The 22408-nt window shown below is 45.4% G+C and carries 19 protein-coding genes; 11 read left to right on the top strand and 8 right to left on the bottom strand.

The annotated features are described in order from the left end of the window. Positions 1 to 964: RNA-guided endonuclease InsQ/TnpB family protein (locus tag RIM23_RS06870; protein ID WP_446365628.1), on the bottom strand; the 964-nt coding region annotated here is incomplete at its 3' end. Positions 965 to 1153: 189 nt separating this feature from the next. On the opposite strand from RIM23_RS06870, the gene RIM23_RS06865 reads away from it, so the two are divergent. Both RIM23_RS06865 and RIM23_RS06860 read left to right on the top strand, forming a co-directional pair. Next, positions 1154 to 1879 (top strand): GNAT family N-acetyltransferase, encoded by a 726-nt coding sequence (locus tag RIM23_RS06865; RefSeq protein WP_446365626.1) that lies wholly within the window; start codon positions 1154 to 1156, stop codon positions 1877 to 1879. A 193-nt stretch (positions 1880 to 2072) separates the two neighbouring features. After that, the gene (locus RIM23_RS06860) at positions 2073 to 2999 is read left to right on the top strand and encodes a DMT family transporter (RefSeq protein ID WP_446365624.1); all 927 of its coding nucleotides are present in this window, start codon (positions 2073 to 2075) and stop codon (positions 2997 to 2999) included. 406 nt (positions 3000 to 3405) lie between these two features. Here the strand turns inward: RIM23_RS06860 and RIM23_RS06855 are convergent, their stop codons facing one another. Continuing rightward, a complete protein-coding gene (locus RIM23_RS06855; RefSeq protein WP_446365622.1) occupies positions 3406 to 6810 on the bottom strand; it encodes a UvrD-helicase domain-containing protein in 3405 nt (1134 codons plus the stop codon). A 127-nt stretch (positions 6811 to 6937) separates the two neighbouring features. On the opposite strand from RIM23_RS06855, the gene purN reads away from it, so the two are divergent. After that, positions 6938 to 7603: a phosphoribosylglycinamide formyltransferase gene (gene purN / locus RIM23_RS06850; protein WP_446365621.1), complete on the top strand. Its 666-nt coding sequence runs from the start codon at positions 6938 to 6940 to the stop codon at positions 7601 to 7603. 142 nt (positions 7604 to 7745) lie between these two features. On the opposite strand, the gene RIM23_RS06845 is transcribed toward purN, so the two are convergent. The 3 genes from RIM23_RS06845 to RIM23_RS06835 all read right to left on the bottom strand — a co-directional run bounded on the left by RIM23_RS06845 (position 7746) and on the right by RIM23_RS06835 (position 12959). Further along, positions 7746 to 8576, bottom strand: coding sequence for a hypothetical protein (locus tag RIM23_RS06845; RefSeq protein ID WP_446365619.1), 831 nt, complete (start codon positions 8574 to 8576; stop codon positions 7746 to 7748). A gap of 77 nt (positions 8577 to 8653) precedes the next feature. Further along, positions 8654 to 10666, bottom strand: coding sequence for an eCIS core domain-containing protein (locus RIM23_RS06840; RefSeq protein WP_446365617.1), 2013 nt, complete (start codon positions 10664 to 10666; stop codon positions 8654 to 8656). A gap of 238 nt (positions 10667 to 10904) precedes the next feature. Further along, a complete protein-coding gene (locus RIM23_RS06835) occupies positions 10905 to 12959 on the bottom strand; it encodes an ATP-binding protein (RefSeq protein ID WP_446365615.1) in 2055 nt (684 codons plus the stop codon). Between the two features lie 84 nt (positions 12960 to 13043). Here RIM23_RS06835 and rppA point away from each other — a divergent pair, with 84 nt between their 5' ends. The 3 genes from rppA to RIM23_RS06820 all read left to right on the top strand — a co-directional run bounded on the left by rppA (position 13044) and on the right by RIM23_RS06820 (position 15919). Further along, positions 13044 to 13727, top strand: coding sequence for a two-component system response regulator RppA (gene rppA / locus RIM23_RS06830; RefSeq protein WP_446365613.1), 684 nt, complete (start codon positions 13044 to 13046; stop codon positions 13725 to 13727). A 420-nt stretch (positions 13728 to 14147) separates the two neighbouring features. Beyond that, positions 14148 to 14879: a PEP-CTERM sorting domain-containing protein gene (locus tag RIM23_RS06825; protein WP_446365611.1), complete on the top strand. Its 732-nt coding sequence runs from the start codon at positions 14148 to 14150 to the stop codon at positions 14877 to 14879. 62 nt (positions 14880 to 14941) lie between these two features. Continuing rightward, entirely contained in the window at positions 14942 to 15919 is a 978-nt protein-coding gene (locus RIM23_RS06820; protein ID WP_446365609.1) for a Gfo/Idh/MocA family protein, read from the top strand. Positions 15920 to 15946: 27 nt separating this feature from the next. On the opposite strand, the gene RIM23_RS06815 is transcribed toward RIM23_RS06820, so the two are convergent. After that, on the bottom strand, positions 15947 to 16330 hold the full coding sequence (locus RIM23_RS06815) for a hypothetical protein (protein WP_446365607.1): 384 nt from the start codon (positions 16328 to 16330) through the stop codon (positions 15947 to 15949). A 130-nt stretch (positions 16331 to 16460) separates the two neighbouring features. Here RIM23_RS06815 and RIM23_RS06810 point away from each other — a divergent pair, with 130 nt between their 5' ends. From RIM23_RS06810 to RIM23_RS06795, 4 genes are all read left to right on the top strand, one after another. After that, positions 16461 to 16682 carry a hypothetical protein gene (locus RIM23_RS06810; RefSeq protein WP_446365605.1) on the top strand — a complete coding sequence of 74 codons (222 nt, stop codon included), beginning with the start codon at positions 16461 to 16463 and terminating at the stop codon, positions 16680 to 16682. 48 nt (positions 16683 to 16730) lie between these two features. Beyond that, complete coding sequence (locus tag RIM23_RS06805) at positions 16731 to 17123, top strand: GNAT family N-acetyltransferase (RefSeq protein ID WP_446365603.1); 393 nt, start codon at positions 16731 to 16733, stop codon at positions 17121 to 17123. A gap of 297 nt (positions 17124 to 17420) precedes the next feature. Further along, the gene (locus tag RIM23_RS06800; RefSeq protein WP_446365601.1) at positions 17421 to 18869 is read left to right on the top strand and encodes a protein kinase domain-containing protein; all 1449 of its coding nucleotides are present in this window, start codon (positions 17421 to 17423) and stop codon (positions 18867 to 18869) included. A 257-nt stretch (positions 18870 to 19126) separates the two neighbouring features. Continuing rightward, complete coding sequence (locus RIM23_RS06795) at positions 19127 to 19444, top strand: zinc ribbon domain-containing protein (protein WP_446365599.1); 318 nt, start codon at positions 19127 to 19129, stop codon at positions 19442 to 19444. A gap of 46 nt (positions 19445 to 19490) precedes the next feature. On the opposite strand, the gene RIM23_RS06790 is transcribed toward RIM23_RS06795, so the two are convergent. Both RIM23_RS06790 and RIM23_RS06785 read right to left on the bottom strand, forming a co-directional pair. Then, positions 19491 to 20399: a D-Ala-D-Ala carboxypeptidase family metallohydrolase gene (locus tag RIM23_RS06790; RefSeq protein ID WP_446365597.1), complete on the bottom strand. Its 909-nt coding sequence runs from the start codon at positions 20397 to 20399 to the stop codon at positions 19491 to 19493. Positions 20400 to 20847: 448 nt separating this feature from the next. Further along, on the bottom strand, positions 20848 to 21204 hold the full coding sequence (locus RIM23_RS06785) for a hypothetical protein (RefSeq protein ID WP_446365595.1): 357 nt from the start codon (positions 21202 to 21204) through the stop codon (positions 20848 to 20850). Positions 21205 to 21422: 218 nt separating this feature from the next. On the opposite strand from RIM23_RS06785, the gene rpe reads away from it, so the two are divergent. After that, positions 21423 to 22130, top strand: coding sequence for a ribulose-phosphate 3-epimerase (gene rpe, locus RIM23_RS06780; protein ID WP_446365593.1), 708 nt, complete (start codon positions 21423 to 21425; stop codon positions 22128 to 22130). The last annotated feature ends 278 nt before the right edge of the window (positions 22131 to 22408 follow it).

Genomic DNA, 22408 nt, shown 5'->3' with positions numbered 1-22408 from the left:
CATACTGCTCACACAGTTGCTCAATCCTGTTTTTGAGACGAGCGGTAGGGATTTGAACAAATTCCTGGTTCGTCTTTTTCCCTAACTCAATTCCGTCTTTGCTGCGTCGATTCCAGCCGAAAACAACTGTTCCAATCCGATGTTGGAGGCAATAGTTGATAACAACACGAGCGGCTTTGTTAACCGCATCTCTTACTTGCCTATTACGCCTTTCTGTGAGAGAGGCTAATTCTTCATTCCAAAACCCTTGAGCTTTACCCAACTTAATGGTTGCAACCCGTTTGTTGTAGAGCTGGTTGAGACTCTTTAGTTTACGTCCATCAACAATAAAACTGGTTCCTACATTAGAAACGCAGGTCATCCAGTTGTTGAGTCCGGGGTCGATTCCTAGTACCCGTAAGGGGTCTACATCTGCTTTTATGGAAGGCAGGAGGTAGACGAACTCAGCGTAGAAGCAACCGTTGCGGGGGAGGACTCTCAGCTCCTTGATGTCTTTGAAGTTGAGATTAGATGGCTTATGGATAAAGAAATCCGCTATCTTAAACCATGTTTTAACCAACTTTCCTAGCGGTATCCTGATTTGACCATCTTTAATCTTCAAAGCTTGCTTAGGATAGCTGACAACAGAAAGACCGCCTTTCTTTAAATACTTAGGCAGTCTAGGGTTATCTGCTATCTTTCCTTTTCTAAACGCCTTTATTAAACCATCGAAGGACTTAAAGGATTCGCTAACTGTTCTTAGCGCTTGTTGAGCCGCTTGAGAATAGAGGGCTTGGAAGTGCTTGTTGTTTTTGTACTCCTTTTCTAAGTCATATTTACCGATAATTCGCCGACGCTTAAACCAGATTTGACGAGCATAATAGATGCCGCAGTTCATTAGGTTATTCGCTTCAGCGCAAATAAACTCTAGAACGGCGGCTAGCTCTTTATTTGGATCTAATAATACTTGTTGACAACCGTACAAGAATATCACCTCCAATTTTATGGTTATATTATATCACTTAAGAATGTTATTGCGGGATAAATCCCGCTGTCTTTACGACTTGCTCGGTTTCATCCCTCGGATAAATCACGAGGGAGCCTGCACCATCGCTTATGACGTAATTGGCACATCTCAACCGAGACGATTCAATGGCGCGATCGCACTTTACCCATGTCTAGGGTCAAACCTATACGCTACGAGGTTTTTCAGGATCTGTATTCTCAACAGGCACAAACCACTAACGGTAATTTAAATCGAAATCCAGCGATTTGGCAAAACCTGCTTGAAGCGCAAACTGATCAGCCCGTTTATGCTTATCTTATCGGTGAACAATCCCAACCGGAAGGCTACGTTATCTGTACCCAATCTCAAGAAGCCGATAACTTATGGCTCAATATTCAAGATTGGGTATTCCTTACCCCAGCCGCCGCACGGCGTTTTTGGACATTCTGCGCGGATCATCGTTCTCAGGTGAGGCAAGTACGATGGTACAGTTCTTTGATTGATAGTTTAATGTTACCCTTACCGGAACAAACGGCTCAAATTCGTGATCAAAAACGCTGGATGCTGCGTATTCTTGATGTTTCTAAAGCCTTGGAAAAACGAGGATATCCTTTGCCGATTGAAACTGAATTACATTTACAGGTTCAAGATGAATTATTTGCCGCAAATAATGGTAACTTTATCTTGAGTGTTTCCCAGGGACGAGGAAACGTCACGCCGGGAGGAACTGGTGAATTCCGCTTGCATGTAAGGGCGTTGGCTTCTCTATTTACCAGTTTATTGACTCCTGAACAACTGCGACGGATGGGTTATTTAGATAGTACATCGGCAGCGTTGTCAAGAGCAACTTGGCTATTTTCTGGTTCATTACCTTGGATGCCGGATTTCTTTTAATCGGGATTAGGGATTGGGGTTTGCATTGGTGTTAAGTTAAGCTAAAGCCTATACCTTCAATTTAGCAAAGGGCGGGTTTTGCTCTAAATGTTATCGGTGATATTCAAGTTGAGTGGCTAAACCCGCCCCTACAATTGGCAGACGCTTCTTGCATCACGTCTCTACATGACTTTTTACTTTTTTTACTTGATTCATGTCACTCCATCAAACTTCTGGTCGCTGGCGCTTGGGATTAGTGCTATGTTTAATTACTGTATTGATGTGGGGTATTCTACCTCTATCCCTAACCATAACCCTTCAGGTGTTGGATGTTTATACAATCACCTGGTTTCGTTTTCTTATGGCTTTTGGATTGCTGGCGCTTTATTTAGTTACAAGACAACAGTTTCCCTCATTGCAGCAACTGCGTTCAGCGTCTCTGGGACTATTAGCGATCGCGACTCTATTTTTAGGGATCAATTATCTGCTATTTTTGCAAGGGTTGGGGCAAACTTCTCCCACAAATGCTCAAGTGCTGATTCAGTTAGCACCCATGTTTTTGGGTTTGGGCGCTTTAGTGGTTTTCAAAGAACGCTATACTCTGCGTCAATGGATTGGTGTGGGTATTCTGGTGTTGGGATTTACCCTATTTTTTCATGATCGACTCCAGACGTTACTCACCTCACGCTCTACCTATCTATTCGGTAATATGATTATCCTCTTAGCGGCTGTGACTTGGGCGATTTACGCTTTAGCACAGAAGCAGCTTTTGCATAAATTACCCTCTACTACGATAATGCTGGTAATTTATGGCGTCTGCGCTTTATTGTTCACGCCGCTAACGACACCCCAATCCATCCTCAGTTTGAGTCCTTTACACCTGAGTTTACTGCTCTTTTGTGGGTTAAATACCCTAATTGCTTATGGTGCGTTTGCAGAAGCCTTGGAACATTGGCAAGCCTCGCGAGTGAGTGCGGTATTAGCACTGACGCCGTTGGTAACATTAAGTTCAGTTTGGATGGCTTCGCGCTTTGTCCCCAGATGGGTTGCACCGGAACAGTGGACAGGCTTAGGGCTTTTGGGGGCGATGTTAGTGGTTTCGGGTTCGATTGCGATCGCATTAGGGCGTCGATCACCTTGAATACAGATTCAACTCATACCCAACAGATACAGCACCAAGACTTTTAAACTGAAGTTCCCCCCATACAGATGTACTGCGCCCAGCGTCAAGCCTTATACCGTAATGGTTTGAGCGCTCAAGCCCCTCAAAAATCGTACCCATGTAGCACTTGCAAAAATAGCGCGATCGCTAATGATAGCAATAGACAAGAGATCGGTGAAAACCCTCGCTACATCAAGGTTGAGCGCGATTGTACATAAGTACGGCGCGTCAAAAATCGCGCAAAGCCGCACGGTGAGGCAGTTTTGATTTTTTGGCTGGGGGAACTTCAGTTTAAATAAGGGCGGGTTTTGTTGTTCATTTATCAGTGACAAGTAGTTTGAGTGGCTAAACCCGCCCCTACAATTGACTTTTACCTATTTGCTAACTAATTCACTCGTTGTATATTAGTTCGCTTAGGGTCAAGAATTTTTTGCCCCAAACTGGGAAACTTAACCGCAATACTAATTTTATTGCCCGAACCGAAAACATGAGTTACTTCTCCGATACCAAAGGTATCATGACTGAGTAAATCGCCTTTTTTCCACTCTTTAGATTTTACTGTTGAACCTGAGGATTTTGACGAATTTTCAGTTGAGGCTGAAGGAGTTTTCTGTTTCACCTGCACCAAGGTACTGCGAATTAAGTCTTCGGGTAACTCATCCAAAAATTGAGACCGAACTGCTGGTTCACGATACCCATAGAGACGGCGTTCACGGGCGTGGGAAAGAAATAACTGTTCTTGGGCGCGAGTAATTCCCACATAACAGAGGCGGCGTTCTTCCTCTAAGGCAATAGGATCATCGATAGTACGGCTATGGGGAAAAAGTCCTTGTTCTAAACCAACCAGAAACACAACCGGAAACTCTAATCCTTTAGCCGAGTGTAGCGTCATTAAAGATACCGCTTGTTGTCCGTCTTCCAGATTATCTAAATCAGACGCCAGAGACGCATTTGCCAGAAACCCTTCTAGGCTGGGATCTGCATTTTCTTCTTGGAATTGAACAACAGCATTATAGAGTTCATTGATATTTTCCAATCGGTTTTCAGCTTCGTCTGTGCCTTGGTTTTTCAGGTCATCAATATATCCCGATTCCTCCATAATAAACTTGATGATTTCTACAGCTTCTAAGTTTTCCGTATTGTCTTGGCACTGCTGAATCAATTGGGCAAACTTATTTACAGCTTTAGCAGAACGTCCAGCAATTGTATTTACCGAGGTTTCATCCTGGATAATTTCCCAGAGGGGAATGTTTAATTGTTGAGCTGCAACCACTAAATTATCAATCGTGGCTTTACCAATACCCCGGCGCGGTGTGTTTATAATTCGCAATAAACTGACGGTATCGCTGGGATTGGCAATCGTTCTTAGATACGCTAAGGCATCTTTAACCTCTTTGCGATCGTAGAACTTCAATCCCCCGATAATCACATAAGGAACTTGACCTCGCAGCGCATCTTCTAAGGGGCGAGATTGTGCATTTGTCCGATAAAGGATGGCAAAACTTCCCCAGTTCAGTTCTGGGTTTTGTTGATTCAGTTTCATAATTTGTTGAACAACAAAATGAGCCTCTTCCAACTCATCTTCGGCGTGATGGCAGTAAATTTCTTCCCCTAAACCGCGTGTGGGTCTGAGAATTTTGTCAATTCGCTGGGTATTCTGTTCAATTAAATAGTTAGCCGCTTGGAGAATATTTTCGCGCGAGCGATAGTTTTCCTCTAATTTAACCATAGTGCTGGTTGTTTCATCTGGCAACCCATCGCCAAAGTCTTGCTGAAATCCTAATAAGATGGTGAAATCTGCCATCCTAAAGGAATAAATTGAGTTATGGACTAGCAGACGATTAGCTATATAAGTATGAGCCACATCGACTTCTAAGTCATACACATCTCCCTCATACTCATCTTGCCAAACTTGCTCAATTTCCACCTCTGTTAAGGTATCATCCACCTCGACTAGCACTCTCATTCCGGGGTGGAGATGAGATAAAGGCATAAAATAATAACTCGTGCCATTGATTAATGCTTTGCGTTGGATTTCCAGTTGACCTGCATCGGCAATAGAATGCGCCATACTCACCGCTTCTTTGTATGAAACTCTCGCGGTTTCAACCCGATACTCTCGGCTATTTTTCCCTGAACGAATGCTAAAGCCAGCCGCTTCTAAGTTTGTCGCAATATCACTACGATTAGAACACCATTGGATACGATGATAGCTAGCAGATTTTTGTCGCTCTAACCGAGGTGTACCAAACATAACCAGATTTAATGTCTGTCGTCGCAAACCATTCTGAGGACGGTAGTGAGGATAATCTGGATGCAGCCAGAGATCTTGCATTAATCGGTGAGCATTGGTGATGGTATCAATTTCTTGGTATAGGCGAAAAATCCACTCATCATTCAGACGCATACGCCTACCTTTACCATGAAATACTAGCGTTGGCAACCCATATTTAGCTGCATAATAGGCTTCATAGTAAGCTGCTTCTTCATAAGACGTTGTGGTTTTCAGTACCCAAAGCTTATCCCCATTTTCTTGGGCAATACGAACTTTAAAGCCGAGTTCATCACATCGATAATCGTTGTGACGTAGACTTTTAGTGATGCCGATGCGGTAGCCGCGATCCGCTCTGTACATCAGATACACATAATAATGCCCTTCAATGGGTGTCATTCTGGCAAGAACAATATGATGAGGCGTTCCACTTAATACCTGTTCACCCGCCTGAATTGACCAGAGTGACCCACAAAAGTATCCTTTTTTGATATGGGTGATTTGATGGGGGTAAAGTTGTTTTTGTCCGGTTGGTGAGAGCACCTGGTCTCCCACGCTCAAGGTTTCAATGGGTTTCTCGCCGGCTGGGGTTAAAACCTTAGTTCCAGGAGGAAAACACTGATCGGCATCACCGACAACAAATACGGAGCGATCGCGCCAATCCCATTGATTTTTTTCAGTTTCGCCGTTTGTGGTTAATAGGTGTATCAGTTCGTACTGGATACGGTTGGTGTCTTGATATTCATCCACTAAAATATGGCGAAATTGATTATACCAATATCCGAGGACTGATTCGTTTTGTTGGAATAGTTTAACGGGGACTAAAATCAGATCATCAAAGTCCAGGGCATTGTTCGCCGCTAACTGGTTTTGATAATGGTGATAAACTTCGGCATAGACTCGCCCTTTATAACCCGACTGCTCTTTTTCAAAGTCTTGGGGCGATAAGCCTAAGTTTTTGGCGTTGCTAATCGCGTAGCGAATGGTACGGGGGTTAAATTTTTTATCGTCTAGATTTAATTGTTTGGTGACGATGGTTTTCACCAGAGTTTGGGCATCGGATTCGTCAAAGATAGAAAAATTACGCTTCCATTGGCGTCCTTTTTCATCTGTATATTTATTGATGTCATAGCGGAGAATCCGAGCAAACAAGCTGTGAAACGTACCAATCCACAGAGGTTTGATGTATTTTTTATAGACCTGCGATCGCAACTGGGTTTGTTCAAGTTCTGGGAGTAAGTCTAAACGCTGACCCCGCTTTTGAATAGCAAGTTGCTGGGCGAATAGGGTTTCAATCCGGGATTTCATCTCCCGTGCGGCTTTGTTGGTGAAGGTAACCGCTAAAATGTTTCCGGGATCGACCTTATGGGTAAGAATCAGATTCGCGATGCGGTAGGTTAGCGCCCTCGTCTTACCCGAACCCGCCCCCGCCACAACCAGCAAGGGACCGCAGAAATGTTCGACAGCGCGACGTTGAGAGGGATTGAGGTGCGTCAGAAAGTCAGTTGATTGAGTCATGGCTAGCTGAGGCAGGAGGGTAAGGATTTGGCTATTCTAGTACAGGGTATCGTATTTTGAGGCAATACTGTATCGGGAAGACGCCATCGGGCAATTATGATACTGTTGGCAATTTGTGTAGTTCTGTATGACCAGCAATACCCCAGCGACGAATACAACCCCTAGTCTCATTTCACCGGTAGTTACTCCAAAACCTGCCCAAGATACTCCTCCTGCAAAACTAGGAATTATGGTATCGGGGAGTGGTACAAACTTTGAAGCCATCGCCCAAGCGATCGCAGATGGGCAACTCCATGCCCAAATTCAAGTCATGATCTACAATAATCCCCGTATCAAAGCCATCGCCAGAGCCGAAAAATTCGGTATTCCCATGGTTCTCCATAATCACCGGGATTACAAAAAACGAGAAGCACTTGATGCTCAAATTGTCCAGACATTGAGACAGTATCAAGTTGAACTCGTCGTCATGGCGGGTTGGATGCGAATTGTTACCCCAGTCCTCATTGATGCATTTCCTAGTCGCATCCTCAACCTCCATCCTAGTCTCTTACCCAGTTTCAAAGGGATTCACGCCGAGGAGGAAGCCTTAGCCGCCGGGGTGAAAATTACTGGATGTACAGTTCACTTAGTCAGTCCAGAAGTGGATAGTGGACCTATTTTAATTCAAGCCGCCGTTCCCGTGCTTCCTGATGACACGCCAGAGACGCTACACGCCCGGATTCAAGTACAGGAACATCGCATTTTACCCCAAGCGATCGCCCAAGTTGCGGCGGGGATGGCTTTGGGAGTCTAGAGTAGGGGCACGACATGTCGTGCCCCTACTGATAGTCGATCAACTTCAATTTTAACTAACAGTTTGGCTGATACATCTGGACGGGGGGAACTTCAGCTATAGGGGGGATGGCATCAGGAAAGGGCGATTCGCAACGAAACGACTAATCCATGCGATCGCTCATCAATTTGGGGGTTTGCAGCTTTGTCCCCAGACTCGTACCCGCCGGATTAGGGTTGACAGGGGAGGTGCGCTTAAGCGGTACAACAATTCTCTCGCGGTACAGGTTTGCCCGTTTTTGGATGAGTTCTTTCTCATCAGGGTGTTCATAAACCACAGCACCTCTACTTTGCTCTGCCAAAATTTTGCAGGCAAAATAGTTTGCTATAAACCGATCCTGTTTAAACGTTGCTCCCGCTTGCCGGATATCCTTTTTCGCCGGATAATGTTCGGTTAATTCCTTCGGGCATTCTCGCAACCACTGCTCAACCCCTTGAGCATAAGCCCTAGCGACTTGCTCTTGACTAATTTGCCAGGTATCATCCTTGCGCCGTAGGCTAAATTTACCATAGTAACCCACGGCTTGTACTTCTTTGGTGCCCTTTGCGATCGCGGATACAATGTCACCCTGATTCAGAGGCGTTCCACCGGGATGGTTATGGGTGACGATTTGATCGGTATGAGACGCTTTCCCTTTTGATTTTTTCGGTTTCTTTTTCGATTTCTTGGGTGGAAACACAGGAATATTTGTTGCGTTATACCCAAAACGTTCCGTCTGTTTCAGTTGCGTCTGGATATCTGCGGTTTCCTTGGATGAAGCGGATGCCTTTTTGGGAGAACCAAAGGGGCGTATTTCCAAGAGATTAGTTACAGGTAACTTAGCTTGTCTGGTTTGGATACCGTTCCCGAAGGAGCGCGTCTGTAACGAGTTCGGTGCTGGGATAAACTCGTCTTCCCCAGACCGTTTTTTGCGGATTCGTCGTCGGATACCCATAGCCCCCTCCAAATTTAACTGGAGATATACTTGACATGACCTCATCGCTATCTATAAATCATGACAGCTTCGCACTTTTACTTCTTGCTTCCAAGAACCTTGTTAACCCCTGTGGCTTTACCTCTAATTTGTGACATTTCCCACGCTTGTCTGAATAGACGAGAACCATACCATCCTCGTACTTCATAATTACCTGGGGCATCTACAAAATAAATATGACCTCTTTGGTAACTGTTGAGTCCCCACTCCTCTACCTCAATCCGAATTGAAACCAGCTTGGGTAAGTTAGATTGATAGATTTGCAAACCTTGAGCTGTTAAAGCACTTTCCAGATTCTCTGCCAAACGTTCAGGTTTAGGAGCAGTTGTCGCCAATGTCCAAGCATTGTCACAACTTTCTATAGACCACTCGTTACCATCTTTGTATACATTCATTGACAGATAAAGCTGTCCTGACATCCTTCCGCCCTGAGAGATTAAATCAGTCCGAGCGCCAGTACTAGCAAATGCTTCAGTAAAGCGCTGTTGGAAAAAGGGTGCTCCCGGTATGGCAGCTTCAAAGTTATCAACTCCTTTTTTCAATTCTTGGAGGAACTCAGCCGCATCACCAGTAATGACACCATCCTGTGTAGCCGCCCCACCGCCTGGGCTGGTTGTTGCTGATTGCTGGTATTGATTGGCTAAGGGAATCCGTTGAGATTCCACTGCTTTGAGCATAGCTTTTTCGTGTGAACCGATACTATTTCGGATACTGACAATATAAGCACCGATTTTGGCCCCACCAGCAGCAGCATCTGATCGAGCTTTTTCAGCTATCCAGCCTTCTGCTAAACCTTTGAGTAGATTTGCAGCTATCCCCCACTGTCCTGGCAGTTTACCAATAGCCTGATCCAGAATAAATTTCCCTGTCGCTTTTAAGGCTGCATCTAAATATTTAGGCTCTGCTTCCTGCTCAGATTCAAACACCATCAGAGTTTGGAAATTAGCTAATCCTCGATCATAATTTTCCCAAAAGTTGTCAATGCCTTCTTTCAGGCGTTCTACTTGGCTATCTATTTCTTGGGTACTGGTACGACCCGCTCCAATTTGAGAAACTCTTCCAGTGATGACGTCAGTTTCTGACTCATCAAAAGTAATTTCTGTTGGATCGCGCTGAACAACAGAATCATCAATCGGAGAACTGCTGTCCCGTTTGCGGGCGATCAGACTTTCATTCCCTGCTTTAGACTGCCTATGCATCCTGTCTGCTGAAGGTTGAAGCGTGGGTTCCTCTTGTTCCTCTTTGTCGTCAATGTCAATCTGCCGCTTGAGTCCATCCGTCTGTTGCAGTACATGGGTAAATTCATGAGCCATCAACTCCTGCCCATCCTTACTCCCAGGATTATATTCCCCCTGACGGAAGAAAACATCTTGACCAGTAGTAAACGCACGAGCCCCCACTGAGCGATTTAGCTGGTCAGCTTTGGAATCGGTGTGTATTTTGACCCCACTGAAATCAGCCCCAAACGCTTGTTCCATCGGTTGCCGAACTTCATCTGCAATGGGTTGTCCGCTACCTCTGGCGCTTGCAATAGACTGTTCTAGTTCTGGAGTCGCCGCCATTCCACCCCCACTTGACTTGCGTTGCACTAAGGGCTTCATTTGAAGTTCCTCTTCCTCTTCTGGCATCTCCTGACGTTGAACAGTCTTACCTTGAACCGACGGCTGAGTCTGAGGCGAATTAATCTGATTAACGACTTGAGACGCTACCTGATCAGCTTCTTGCTCATACTTATCGTTCGGTTCTCCAATCGTCAGCTTTGCCTGAATCGGTGTAGCGCTACTCGGAGCAAGTGTGGGAATATTAGCGGCATTATAGCCAGAGCGCTTGACCTGTTCGAGTTGAGCTTGCAGATCTGGCATCTCTTGTTTTGGCGAAGATTCCTGCTTGGGAGTACCAAAGGGACGAGTTTGCAAGACATTGGTCGTTGGCAACTCGGCTCGTCTCGCCTGAATACCTTTACCAAAGGGGCGCGTCTGTAAAGGATTCCGAACTGGTAAAGAAGTCGCTTCCCAGGATGTTTTTTTGTTAAGACGCCGTTGGCTACCCATGACCAGTCTTCCCAACTCAACTTATTGGATACCTAATATTATCCTGCACAAGTCATTTCTGCAATTGGCGATTGGTTAAATTGTTACGGAACTTTAGCTAATCTGACTCCAAGACGAAGAAGGGCGGGTTTTGTTGAAAGGTTATCAGTAGATACTCAAATTAAACGGCTAAACCCGCCCCTACATATCAATTGACAATACGTGTCATGGCACGTCTCTACATGAGTTGTTACAATCCCTAAACCCATCCCCTGATTTCCACATCGGTTAAGGGTCGCTCTAGTTTCACATATTCACTCTTAGTGGCTTGTAAAATATGTTTCATCTGCACGGGTTCACCAGCATCTGCCGCGATAAATGCTGCATTCATGGCAATACTCCGGATATTACCCCCCGCAACATTCAGTTTTGCCAATTTCCGATAATCCAGTTTCTCAGTTGGTGTCTGTTTGGGAAATATGCGTTGCCAAATTTCTTTACGTTGCTCAGCGCTGGGGAAGGGAAATTGAACGATGAAGCGAATTCGGCGCATAAAGGCTTGGTCTAATGCACTTTTGATATTGGTCGTTAAAATTGCCAATCCTCGATAGGATTCCATGCGTTGCAATAGGTAACTGACTTCAATATTGGCATGGCGGTCATGAGAATCTTTGACCTCAGAACGCTTGCCAAATAAGGCGTCGGCTTCATCGAATAAAAGAATCGATCCGCCCCCTTCTGCGGCATCAAAAACCCGGCGTAAGTTCTTCTCAGTTTCCCCAATATATTTACTAATAACTGAACTGAGGTCAATCCGGTAAACATCCAATCGTAACGCTTTGCCGATAACCTCTGCTGCCATGGTTTTTCCCGTTCCACTAGCACCCGCAAATAGAGCGCTAATTCCCAGCCCACGGCGGCTTTTTCCGGCAAATCCCCAAGTTTCATACACCTTCATCCGGTGGCGTACATGGGTGACAATTTCTTGCAAGACAGTGCGTTCAATATCCGGCAAAATTAAATCGTCCCAAGTGGCGGCTGTATCAATTCGTTGGGCTAATTCTTCCATGCGGGGACGGGCTTGAATACAGCATACGTCCCACATTTTAGTGGTAATGGGTGGGATTAAAGATGAGTTATCAATGTCTTCGTTTATGAGTTGCTCGTCTTCTTCCTGTGTCTCGATATTCATTCCTTTGAGGGTTAAGCAAGCCGTATGAATATCGGGAGCGCTGAGGTTAAATGTAGACACTAATAGGTTGATTGAAGGCTGAAGTTTGGAGGCTTTATCGGCTAAAGCGTTTTGCCAAATTAAACGCTGCTCATCACTGGTAGGATGATGGACATCTATAGTAATGATCGGACGCTGGCGTTGGCGGCGGCGATCGCGACTCGTGACAAGTAAGGGTGTGTTCAGGCTTTCGATGAAACGGGCGATCGCGCTTTCTCTGGCTGGATCATTGGTTTCGAGATGATCGCAGTTGAGCAACAGAACCGTGCTGCTTAATGCCCATTCCCGTTCATAGAGAATCTTAACGATATTCAGTTGACTGGTATCCGTGGGTAAAGATTCAGCAGAAAGGGCATGGAGATTAATCCCTAGATGATCGCATACCGCTCGCGCGATCGCACGTTTACTGGTGACATCCTCCCCACATAGCTGCACCACCGGGAATGTCCCCTCGCCCACCTGTAACCAAGTTGTGGCAATTTGTTGGACACTTTGCTGATGAGAGGATACCAAAATACCCGGTAAAGGCATCGGTTCCTCCATAATCGCCAAGCGCTCATCAATATATTGAACGCCGCGCAGGTAATGCAAAATCCGCTCATCAATCCTTAGTGAACTATTGGTTAACGTCACCCCTTCACCCACGTCAATCAACCGCCAGCGACGCAACGGTGCATCTGGCGTCAGCGCCCCCCAATGTCCGTCGGGCAATATGTCCAACGCTAGAGCAAATGTGGGATACTTTAATTGCTCATTACTCTGAGCTATGCCGCAGAGTAACCCCCAAGAGGCGTCAAATTCCATCCCAGCACATAACAGCAGCAAATCTCGCTCAAATGAGGATAGCCCAAACATTTGGCAAAGCTGATTTAACAACGGAGGCGGTGAAATAGACGTGTCGGGTTGATTGTACAAACCATTCCCATTCGGATGGAAGCCATTGGTTAAAGTGAGAGAGATACCGGTGGTGACTTGATCACTCTTGCGTTCCAACGCTTGGCGCACTCGCGCAATCTCTCCCATCAAATACTGCTGATTAGCTTCCAACCAGCTTTCGGTTACATTGAGCCGGGATACAGACATTGGCATCTTTAAGGGCAGCAATATTCACCATGATATAGTGTATTCCCTGTTCCCTAACGAATGACCCCTGACCAATGACCAATAATGCGTATTCTTTTGGTTGATGATGAAGTTGAACTCACTGATCCCTTAAGCCGAGTCCTTAAACGGGAGGGATACGAGGTTGATGTGGCTTACGAGGGACAGTCCGGATGCCAGTTAGCGATACAAAGCGACTATGACTTACTTATTTTAGATTGGATGTTACCCCATCAGTCTGGATTAGAGCTTTGCCAACAGTTGCGATCGCACGGGAAAACAACGCCTGTTCTCTTCCTTACGGCTAAAGATACCCTGGATGATCGGGTGATGGGATTGGATGCTGGGGCTGATGATTATTTAGTTAAACCCTTTGAACTACGAGAATTACTGGCTCGGGTTCGCGCTCTGTTGCGGAGGAAGGCGGCGATGGAAACAAATGCACCTATTCGGTTGCGCGTCGCTTCTTTAGAGCTGGATGTGGAAAATCAGCTCGCCTATCGTAATGGACGATTAATTGAACTCTCGGAAAAAGAAACCCAACTTCTGGACTATTTTATGCGTCATTCGGGTCAGCTATTAACTCATGGGGAAATCTATCAGCAGTTGTGGCAGGATGAGGAACAACCGAGTAGTAATGTCTTAGCCGCTTTAGTGCGCTTGTTACGCCGCAAAATAGAGGGTTCAGGTGAAGCCCCATTGATTCACACGGTATACGGGAAGGGATATCGGTTTGGCGAGGGGAGTTAAGTTGAATGGTACTGACTGGTATGTTGGTGGGCAATGCCCACCCTACGCTATATCAAGAGTGTAGGCGAGCCAAAAATGTACGCTTTTGAGTGCCATTAGAGTTAAGTTCAACCGCAAGAAACTACTTACAGATCAACTCTCCTAATGCTTTTTTTCCCAACAGTCCCTATTGGGTTGATTCTGGGATATTCAGCTAGCATCCGTCTAGCTAATTGAGAATAATTATAGACAATGCTCAAGTTCTTCCTGGTTGGCTGGCATGGAAATGCTGCCCGACTTAAAAAATGTTGACAATTTTTGTTGCTTTAACATAACTATGGGTTTGGCGCTAGGATTTGGATCTTACTTTATCAACACTTCACATAAATTCTCTCAACAGAGAATTATACTGTTAGATAAGGGTATATACGGGGTGTAACTATGAATAGCATCTACTCAAAAACTTCTCTCAGAGCAGCTGGAGTTGCTTTAGGCGTTGGTTTAGCCACTGCGGGTATGTCTCTCGTTTCGGGTGTTGCCAGTGCCGCTACAGTCACGAGACTACCCGACTTTACCGATGACCAGTTCGATGGGTTAATTGATAGTGGGGAATTTACGGAAGTCTTCGTTGCTGAGGGGCGAATTGGTAATAACAGCACAAACCCAGCTGAACGTGAGTTGGGGATTAATGATAAAGTTGGGACTCCTGTGCAATCCACTCAGTTTGTCTGGGGGAATGGTACAGTCTATGATTTCACACTGGAGTACACTGGCTCAATGGTCAACTATAATGTTGGCGGAACACTACTAAGCAGCACAGCGTTTACTGAACCAATTGATACGATATATATCCGTACCAAAGAAACAGCCAACAGCAATTTACGGCTTAATATTGATAGTTTGAATACCTTTTCTGCTCCAAGTGATAACGATAGTGACGATGTAGACTATGTGTTGGTTGAAGATATCTCAGCACCGTTTACACTGACGGGTACAGTCAGCTTCGATTGGACAGGAGATCGACCGAATCGCTCTAACTTAGCGTATCAAATTAAAGTAGGCACAAGCGAACCTGTTCCTGAACCCTTGACTATCCTCGGTTCAGGTCTAGCTCTTGGATTTGGTGCTTTGTTGAAGAAAGAGTCTTCCAAAAAGCAAAATAAGGTACAATAACAAGGAAACTATTTTTTATAGTCGCTGAATAGGGGGATTTTGCAGCGAGGACTCATTCAAAAATGATGGATAAACTGCCCATTCGGGCTGGTATCGTCGGGACTGGATATGCCGCTAACCAACGGGCGCAAACACTACAGGCGGATGCGCGATCGCGGCTAGTGGTTGTCAGTGGACATACTCCGGAAACAGTGCAAGACTTTGTACAACGACACCAAACCAGCGCCGTCGAATCTTGGCAACAGGTGCTGGCACATCCAGAGGTGGATTTAGTCTTTGTTTGTACGATTAATCGCGATCATGGGGCGATTGTCAGGGCGGCTTTAACCGCAGGTAAGCATGTTGTCGTCGAATATCCCATTTCCCTTGATCCAACAGAAGCCCAATCCCTAATTGCCCTCGCTCAAACTCAAGGCAAACTTCTACATGTGGAACATATTGAGCTATTGGGCGGCTTACATCAAGCCTTACAGCAATCGCTACCAGAGATTGGCACTCCCTTTTATGCCCGATATGTCACAATTGTGCCGAAACAGCCAGCACCGCAGCGTTGGACATACCATCGGGATTTATTTGGCTTTCCCTTTAAAGCCGCATTACCCCATATCCATCGATTTACTAATTTATTTGGCAACGTCGCAACAGTTAGCTGTAATGCTCAATTTTGGCAGAATTGTGACTATTATCGTGCTTGTCTATGTACGGCTCAATTACAGTTTGTCAAAGGTTTAATTGTCCAGGTTACCTATGGTAAAGGAGAAGTATTCTGGCAGAGATTACGAACCTTTGAAGTCCACGGCGATCAAGGTACGCTGGTGTTTGAGGGCGATCAAGGCAAATTAATTCGAGCAGAGGAAGAACAACCTATCCCTGTAGCAGGGCGTCGCGGTTTATTTGTTAAAGATACGGAAATGGTATTGGATCATCTGGTGGATGGAAAGCCTCTGTATGTGTCAAGTGCAGCCAGTTTATATGCGCTTCAGGTGGGAGACGCCGCCTGTCAATCTGCTGAAACCAATCAAACCATTGTTTTGAAGTAGGTACATTTTCAGAAAAACCTATAACCATTAATCTAGTTCAACTTGTACTTCCACGCGATCAATACCACTGCTTAAATTCTCGTGTCTGCGGAAATTGATCGGACTGATAGGTGGAGATAAGGGTTTGTTAATTGAGATTTCCACGTCTTCCATTACTTGCCAGTCACCACCTACTTGGTTGTTAAACTCAATCTGGTTACCACCCGTTCCTCTCCATGCTATCGCTGGATCATTTAAAAAGAACTGGTCAAAATCATCCCTGAGAGTTCTCTGTTCAATGCCCGTTAGGGATTCACCGGATAGGGTAACGTCTTCGGCGTTGGTAGTGACTGGTGATTGAGCCGATACAGGATTTGCCAAGCCAAAAATAGCGGTTAAAATTCCTATAGCTGTAAGATATTTATATCGCATTTGTGTTCTCTCCCATGAGAGTTTGTTACATTTTTATTATTTTTAACTTGAGTCAGGTTTACCTCTATCAGAGGAAACGATAATTGATAAAGAGGTATCCCCAAGAAGATAGATTTTTCTTTCTTTAGTTGTGGTTCAATCACCCCTCCCTGTCTTCAAGAAAGAAGCGATCGCGCCGTCTACCACGTCCCATTTGTGTCAACTTAAGCTGGGGAAGCCATGTAGAGACGTTGCCATAGCACTATGGCAAGATCCCGATGTAGGGGCGGGTTTTATCGATAACCTGACTAAACCCGCCTTTCTAGGTGCACAGGGAGCAAACATAAGACATAAGACGAATGACGAATGCTAACTGGGGTAACCTCAGCCGACGCACTAGCCGGAATTTGAAAATAGGTTGGTGTATAACTTGAATGGACGAGAGGATGAGTCAACCGTGAATCTATCGGTACAAGTCGTTCCCAGAATCTTTGGATATCAAGGGGAAATGAGGTATGAGTTTACTCAGGCAGATGAGTTAGTCGGGGTAGCATCTGTCTGTGTGGATGAAACCTCGTATTTTATTAATTTCTTGAATGTTATGCCTGGTAATCGCGGCAAAGGGTACGGTTCTAAAATCTTGGAAATGCTTTGCCAGATGTTGGATGATAAACCGATTACTCTAGAATTGGACAAGGGTAGTCCTTTTGGTATGGAAAATTTACGAACCTGGTACAGTAGACATGGTTTTGTGTCAACAAATGAGGATTGGATGATACGCCATCCGTCTGGTAGCCACATACATCAAGCCTGAAATGGGTTGTACAAAAGAAGGCAGAAGGCTCCAAGGCAGAGGGCAGAAGATTTTAAGGTGGATGATATCGGCTTATTGCTAACGGTATTGGATCAGGTATTTGTACATCACACTGTAATGACAGCATAACAATAGGACTTACGCAAAGCCTCTATTTTTAGTGGCGTGACCCAGCTAAAATGATGGATTAGATTTGCAGATTTTATGGGCGCACGCCATGCGCCCCTACAGTTTCTGGATAGAATTCTAATACACCAAATTAGGTGTGTCACGCCCAAAAAGAGAGCGAATGAGTTATTGTTTAAGGAAACCCAGATTCGTCATATCTTGGCACAACTGCTGCCTGTCTTGCAGTATATTCATTCTCATCAGGTGATTCACCGCGATATTAATCCAGCTAATATTATTCGTTCTCCAGATACAGGAATAGAGACAGAGGCAGAGAAACTGGTTCTCGTCGATTTTAGTGCCGCAAAATTGACTACAAAAACAGCATTAGCCCGAACCGGAACGGTTATTGGTTCTGCTGCTTACGCCGCCCCGGAACAACTGATGGGCAAAGCGGTGACGAGTAGTGATTTGTATAGTTTAGGGGTGACTTGTATTCATTTACTGACCAATGTTCATCCCTTTGACTTATTCAACAGTTTAGAAGGAATGTGGGTGTGGCAAGATTACCTGATCGAACCCATTAGCGATCAGCTTAAGCAAACCTTGACTAAAATGCTAGAGGGGGCGGTGAAGCGGCGTTATCAATCAGCAGCCCAGATTCTCCAGGATTTGAATTTAAGCCAAGAATTAGCCCCATTATTTTCAGTCCCTTCCCCTGTTTCATCGATGACGCCAAACACGCTAACACCGACGTGGCAATGTGTACGGACATTGCGGGGTCATTCGAGTTCGATTCATGCGATCGCCTTTCATCCGGATGGACAGATGGTGGCTAGTGGTGGTGCAGATCGTAGCGTTAAACTGTGGCATTTGGATAGTGGTGTATCCCATTGTACCCTTTCTGGGCATTCTAACTTAATTGATGCCGTTGTTTTTAGTCCAGATGGACAGTTTTTAGTCAGTGGTAGTTGGGATCACACGCTTAAAGTTTGGCAATTAAGTACCCAAACCTTAAAGCATACCCTGAAGCAACATTCAGGTTGGATTAAGTCAGTTGCTATTAGTTTAGATGGAAAGATTCTCGCCAGTGGGAGTGCTGATCAGCGGATTAAGGTTTGGAATTTCAAGACGCAGGATGTACAAAACACTCTTGATGGCCATTCCAGCATGATTCAAACGGTTGCAATCAGTCCAGATGGACAAACCTTGGCAAGTGGTAGTGTAGATCGCACGATTAAACTTTGGAATTTAGCCACAGGTGAGATTCAGTTAACCCTACATGGACATACCGATGCCGTCAATTCACTCTTTTTTAGTCCTAGTGGTCAACTTTTAATCAGTGGTAGTTCAGATGGGACGATTCAAGTCTGGAACTTGAGGACAGGCAATATTTTATTAACACTGATTGGACATACAGATGTGGTTCATTCTGTGGCAATGAGCGCCAAAGGTAGTCTATTAATCAGTGGTAGTGCTGATGGAACCGTTAAAATTTGGCATCCGGGTAGTGGAAAACTTCTCCAGACGTTATCTGATCATTCAGCAGGTGTAATGTCTGTGGCAATTAGTCCAGATAGTTCAACCTTGGTGAGTGCGGCTCAAGATAAAACGATTAAAGTTTGGCAATTTATTTAATATTCTGTCCGGTTGAATACTTACACTTTGGTAGTGTCTAAGACTCCAGGATTCCAAGGGGAGGAGCTGTTGTTACAAGGTATAGCGAACTGTTGTTCCAGACGTTCCGGCTGAACGTCTCTACCAAATGATGTGTCCTAACTGCTATGTCAGGTTAACGCTTGTTCGCTGGAATCAGAATACATCATCCCAGCAGATGCACCCTATCCTAACTATGCTCAACAATATTTGGGCAGTTTGTCAGCATCCTCAAATGGGTGTGTTGGAAGCGTGGTGTGTACTTTGGTGAAGTGAACAAGGATTACACCTCCCAAGTCTGCCCTCAATGCGATGCCCATACAGGTAAGAAAAACAAGCGTGATAGGGTTCACTCTTGCTCTGAGTGCGGGTACACCACGCATCGCGATGTAGCGGCTGCACAGATTGTTAGAAATAGAGGATTGTCTGGGGTGGGACGCATCCTAGACGAAGAAAATGCTTGTGGAGACGGTCTGACGGGGACTGGCAACAGTCTAGTTAAGAGTCCGAGAAGCAGGAACAAGGGTGGAGAGGCGCGACTTCAGTCCGCCTCGTAACATCCTTTAAGAATCCCCTTGACTTTTATTCAGGGGAGTCGTCAAATTAATTGTAATTCCATCTTGCCCGATAAGCTCGATTATCGAGATGGGTAAAATTCCTCCCATACCCCAATCCAGCGGGCCACCAGGGATCGAGTTGTCGCTGCACTTCTGTCGGTGTCAGTCCACTGACCAAAAAATCAACACCATGTCCCTCTAAGTGGGTTGAACGCCTAGCACCACCAACAGCACGATTCACAAGCGGGGGTCGATACCAACTAGTAATAGTAATGGAGCGATTTCCCAAGCGTGATCTCACCTCTTCCATCTGTCGCGCCATAGCGATGATGTTATTTACAATGAGTTCATTAACCGGAATACGAGTCCCGTTTTTTGTCGCTTCACCCCAGGTAAAGTTGCCATTGGGGATGATAGAGTCATCCGTTCCAACTTGTCCGCGTCCTGGTATGCGGAACAAAATCCCCCGGTTAACGGGTTCGGGTTCGTCCATTGGCGGAGAGTAGGTGGCAATTTTAAGCACATCAATGTGCCCTTCGTACACATACCAGTCCAGGCGATTGGAATCATTCTCAAGGGGATTAATTAACGTCACCAGTAGATGGATACCTCTTTGCTGGAAGTTTTTGACGGCGAGTTCTCGTCTGGCAACCGGGAATTTTTCGGAGTCGGGTAGGTCTTTGGCTTGTAAGGGTTTAGTCTTGAAAATGGTATCTTGCCTGACGACTAAGGTGGAGGTGTTGAGAACCTCGACGTGTCCTTTAAACACATACCATTCCGTGCGATCGCCCAAGGGATTGGCTAAGGTGACTTTAAGATGACCCTTCTGTTCCTGGTAACTTTTGAGTCCGAATTCTCCCTTAGGTACAGGGTGCTTCTCGGAGTCGGCGAGTTCTGAAGACTGAATCGGCTGGGTTTTGAATACTGTGTCGGTGGTTACAACTAAGGTTGCCATTTGTTTCTCTGGACGTAGCGAAATGGTAAAAGGAATGTCACAGACTTAAGCTAGGTTTGTCGTTGCGCGGTCTTCGCCATAAACACTGGCATCGCTGACTACAGACTTCTAAGTCCGCGACATTCACCTAGATTAGCACTACTATTTTGCTTTTTGGTGCGGTTTATGGTTATTGGACTTTGGACAAAAGAGACAAATTTGCGTAATATTTACGCAAATAGAAAAGAGACAATAGCTCCTCTATCTCAGCCCGAAGAAAAGCTCATAAATACCGACGGAGTGCGGGTTACAGAGTAAAACTTAGTAGACTTTACTCTTTTTATTTTTACAAAATGGCTGTTTGCGTGATAACTTGATGGCGACTTCTCGGCTCAATATGTTCACCTTTAAGTCGTCCAGGTGAATAACCTCGACGTTTGGGGGATTGAGCAGGAGTACCCAACTGGTATTATAAACTACAAGCTGCTGAACCAATTTTTCCTAGGGGTAATGATAATAACAAAAAAAAATATATTTTTTTGTCCAAAGTCCAATTAACTCGCTCTCTACCATGAATGGTGGCAAGGCTTACCGTCGAGTCGTGTTCACAAAATCGAAACAAATCCTTATCACAATCCATACTGCTTGGCATAAAGCCTTTAACAGGCTTGCCTTTTTGCTTAGCTGCCTTTCGGTTAGCCGCTACTCTTGCACAAGCTCTGACCGCCATATTCGCTACCAAATTGAATTGGCTTTTAATGGTTTGATAGGTCAAAGATTGGATGGCTATCTTGTTGGTCAGCTTTGGTGCTGTATGTTCGTTCACGTAGTTGCAAGCGATGCTATTGATGACGGCGGTTTAGGAGCTAGATCGTTATACTCAGTCAATTACAGGATAAGCGATGGTGCAGGCTCCCTCGCGATTTATCCGAGGGATGACACTGAGCGGGGTGAGTGTCAAGTCACCGTTTGTTAGGGGATTGTTAAAGACTTTGTTAAGATAAAACTTAACAGAATAGAGGACTTAGGAGAGTATCACCAGTTATGACCCAAACGCAATCCCAAAAACCCATCGTCGTTTCCCCCTCCATTTTATCAGCCGATTTTAGCCGACTGGGGGAACAAGTACAGGCAGTGGATGCTGCTGGTGCTGACTGGATTCACGTTGATGTGATGGACGGTCGGTTTGTCCCCAATATCACCATCGGTCCTCTGATTGTTAAAGCGCTTCGCCCAGTTACCAAAAAGCCTCTGGATGTCCACTTGATGATTGTGGAACCGGAAAAGTATGTCGAGGACTTTGCTAAAGCTGGGGCTGATATTATTTCGGTTCATGCGGAACATAACGCTTCCCCCCATTTGCACCGCACCCTGACTCAGATTAAAGAATTGGGTAAGCAAGCGGGTGTGGTTCTCAATCCCTCCACCCCGTTAGAGTTGATTGACTATGTGTTAGATGTCTGCGACTTGGTGTTGATTATGAGTGTCAACCCTGGTTTTGGCGGTCAAAGCTTCATTCCGGGTGTACTTCCCAAAATTCGTAAGTTGCGTCAGATCTGCGATGAACGCGGACTCGATCCCTGGATTGAAGTTGATGGCGGACTTAAAGCTGACAATACCTGGCAAGTTTTGGAAGCCGGTGCTAACGCGATCGTTTCTGGTTCTGGTGTGTTTGGACAGGATGATTATGCCAAGGCGATTACCGGAATTCGCAATAGCAAGTGTCCCGAACCGGAATTAGCCACGGTTTAACAAGAACGGGCGGGTTTTACAGATAATGTAACGAAACCCGCCCTGCTCAGCTCTATAGTATTAGATGCTTGTTCCGATCAGCCATGGAAGCAATAACCTTGCATGTTCCCACCACGTAATCCATTGGGCGTGTCTAAATTGACATCCTCCCCCGGCTAAAGAGCGCGGGGGATTCCTCACCACGCCACCTTTAGCCGGGGTGGTCGCTGATTGGGGTTGACGCTTCGCTGAAGGTTGCCTCCAAATGAGGTCTTACACCCTCTCCACGTCCGTTTATA

It is taken from the genome of Coleofasciculus sp. G3-WIS-01, from assembly GCF_040223135.1.
Classification (GTDB): domain Bacteria; phylum Cyanobacteriota; class Cyanobacteriia; order Cyanobacteriales; family Coleofasciculaceae; genus Coleofasciculus.
This window is presented reverse-complemented; position numbering and strand designations above follow the sequence as displayed.

What these genes read in the sequence shown, in the direction of transcription:
- RIM23_RS06825 (WP_446365611.1), top strand. Translation starts at nt 14,148, where the DNA reads ATGAATAGCATCTACTCAAAAACTTCTCTCAGAGCAGCTGGAGTTGCT.
- RIM23_RS06835 (WP_446365615.1), bottom strand. Translation starts at nt 12,959, where the DNA reads ATGTCTGTATCCCGGCTCAATGTAACCGAAAGCTGGTTGGAAGCTAAT.
- rppA (WP_446365613.1), top strand. Translation starts at nt 13,044, where the DNA reads ATGCGTATTCTTTTGGTTGATGATGAAGTTGAACTCACTGATCCCTTA.
- RIM23_RS06790 (WP_446365597.1), bottom strand. Translation starts at nt 20,399, where the DNA reads ATGGCAACCTTAGTTGTAACCACCGACACAGTATTCAAAACCCAGCCG.
- RIM23_RS06865 (WP_446365626.1), top strand. Translation starts at nt 1,154, where the DNA reads ATGTCTAGGGTCAAACCTATACGCTACGAGGTTTTTCAGGATCTGTAT.
- RIM23_RS06860 (WP_446365624.1), top strand. Translation starts at nt 2,073, where the DNA reads ATGTCACTCCATCAAACTTCTGGTCGCTGGCGCTTGGGATTAGTGCTA.
- RIM23_RS06820 (WP_446365609.1), top strand. Translation starts at nt 14,942, where the DNA reads ATGATGGATAAACTGCCCATTCGGGCTGGTATCGTCGGGACTGGATAT.
- RIM23_RS06840 (WP_446365617.1), bottom strand. Translation starts at nt 10,666, where the DNA reads ATGGGTAGCCAACGGCGTCTTAACAAAAAAACATCCTGGGAAGCGACT.
- rpe (WP_446365593.1), top strand. Translation starts at nt 21,423, where the DNA reads ATGACCCAAACGCAATCCCAAAAACCCATCGTCGTTTCCCCCTCCATT.
- RIM23_RS06845 (WP_446365619.1), bottom strand. Translation starts at nt 8,576, where the DNA reads ATGGGTATCCGACGACGAATCCGCAAAAAACGGTCTGGGGAAGACGAG.
- purN (WP_446365621.1), top strand. Translation starts at nt 6,938, where the DNA reads ATGACCAGCAATACCCCAGCGACGAATACAACCCCTAGTCTCATTTCA.
- RIM23_RS06855 (WP_446365622.1), bottom strand. Translation starts at nt 6,810, where the DNA reads ATGACTCAATCAACTGACTTTCTGACGCACCTCAATCCCTCTCAACGT.
- RIM23_RS06815 (WP_446365607.1), bottom strand. Translation starts at nt 16,330, where the DNA reads ATGCGATATAAATATCTTACAGCTATAGGAATTTTAACCGCTATTTTT.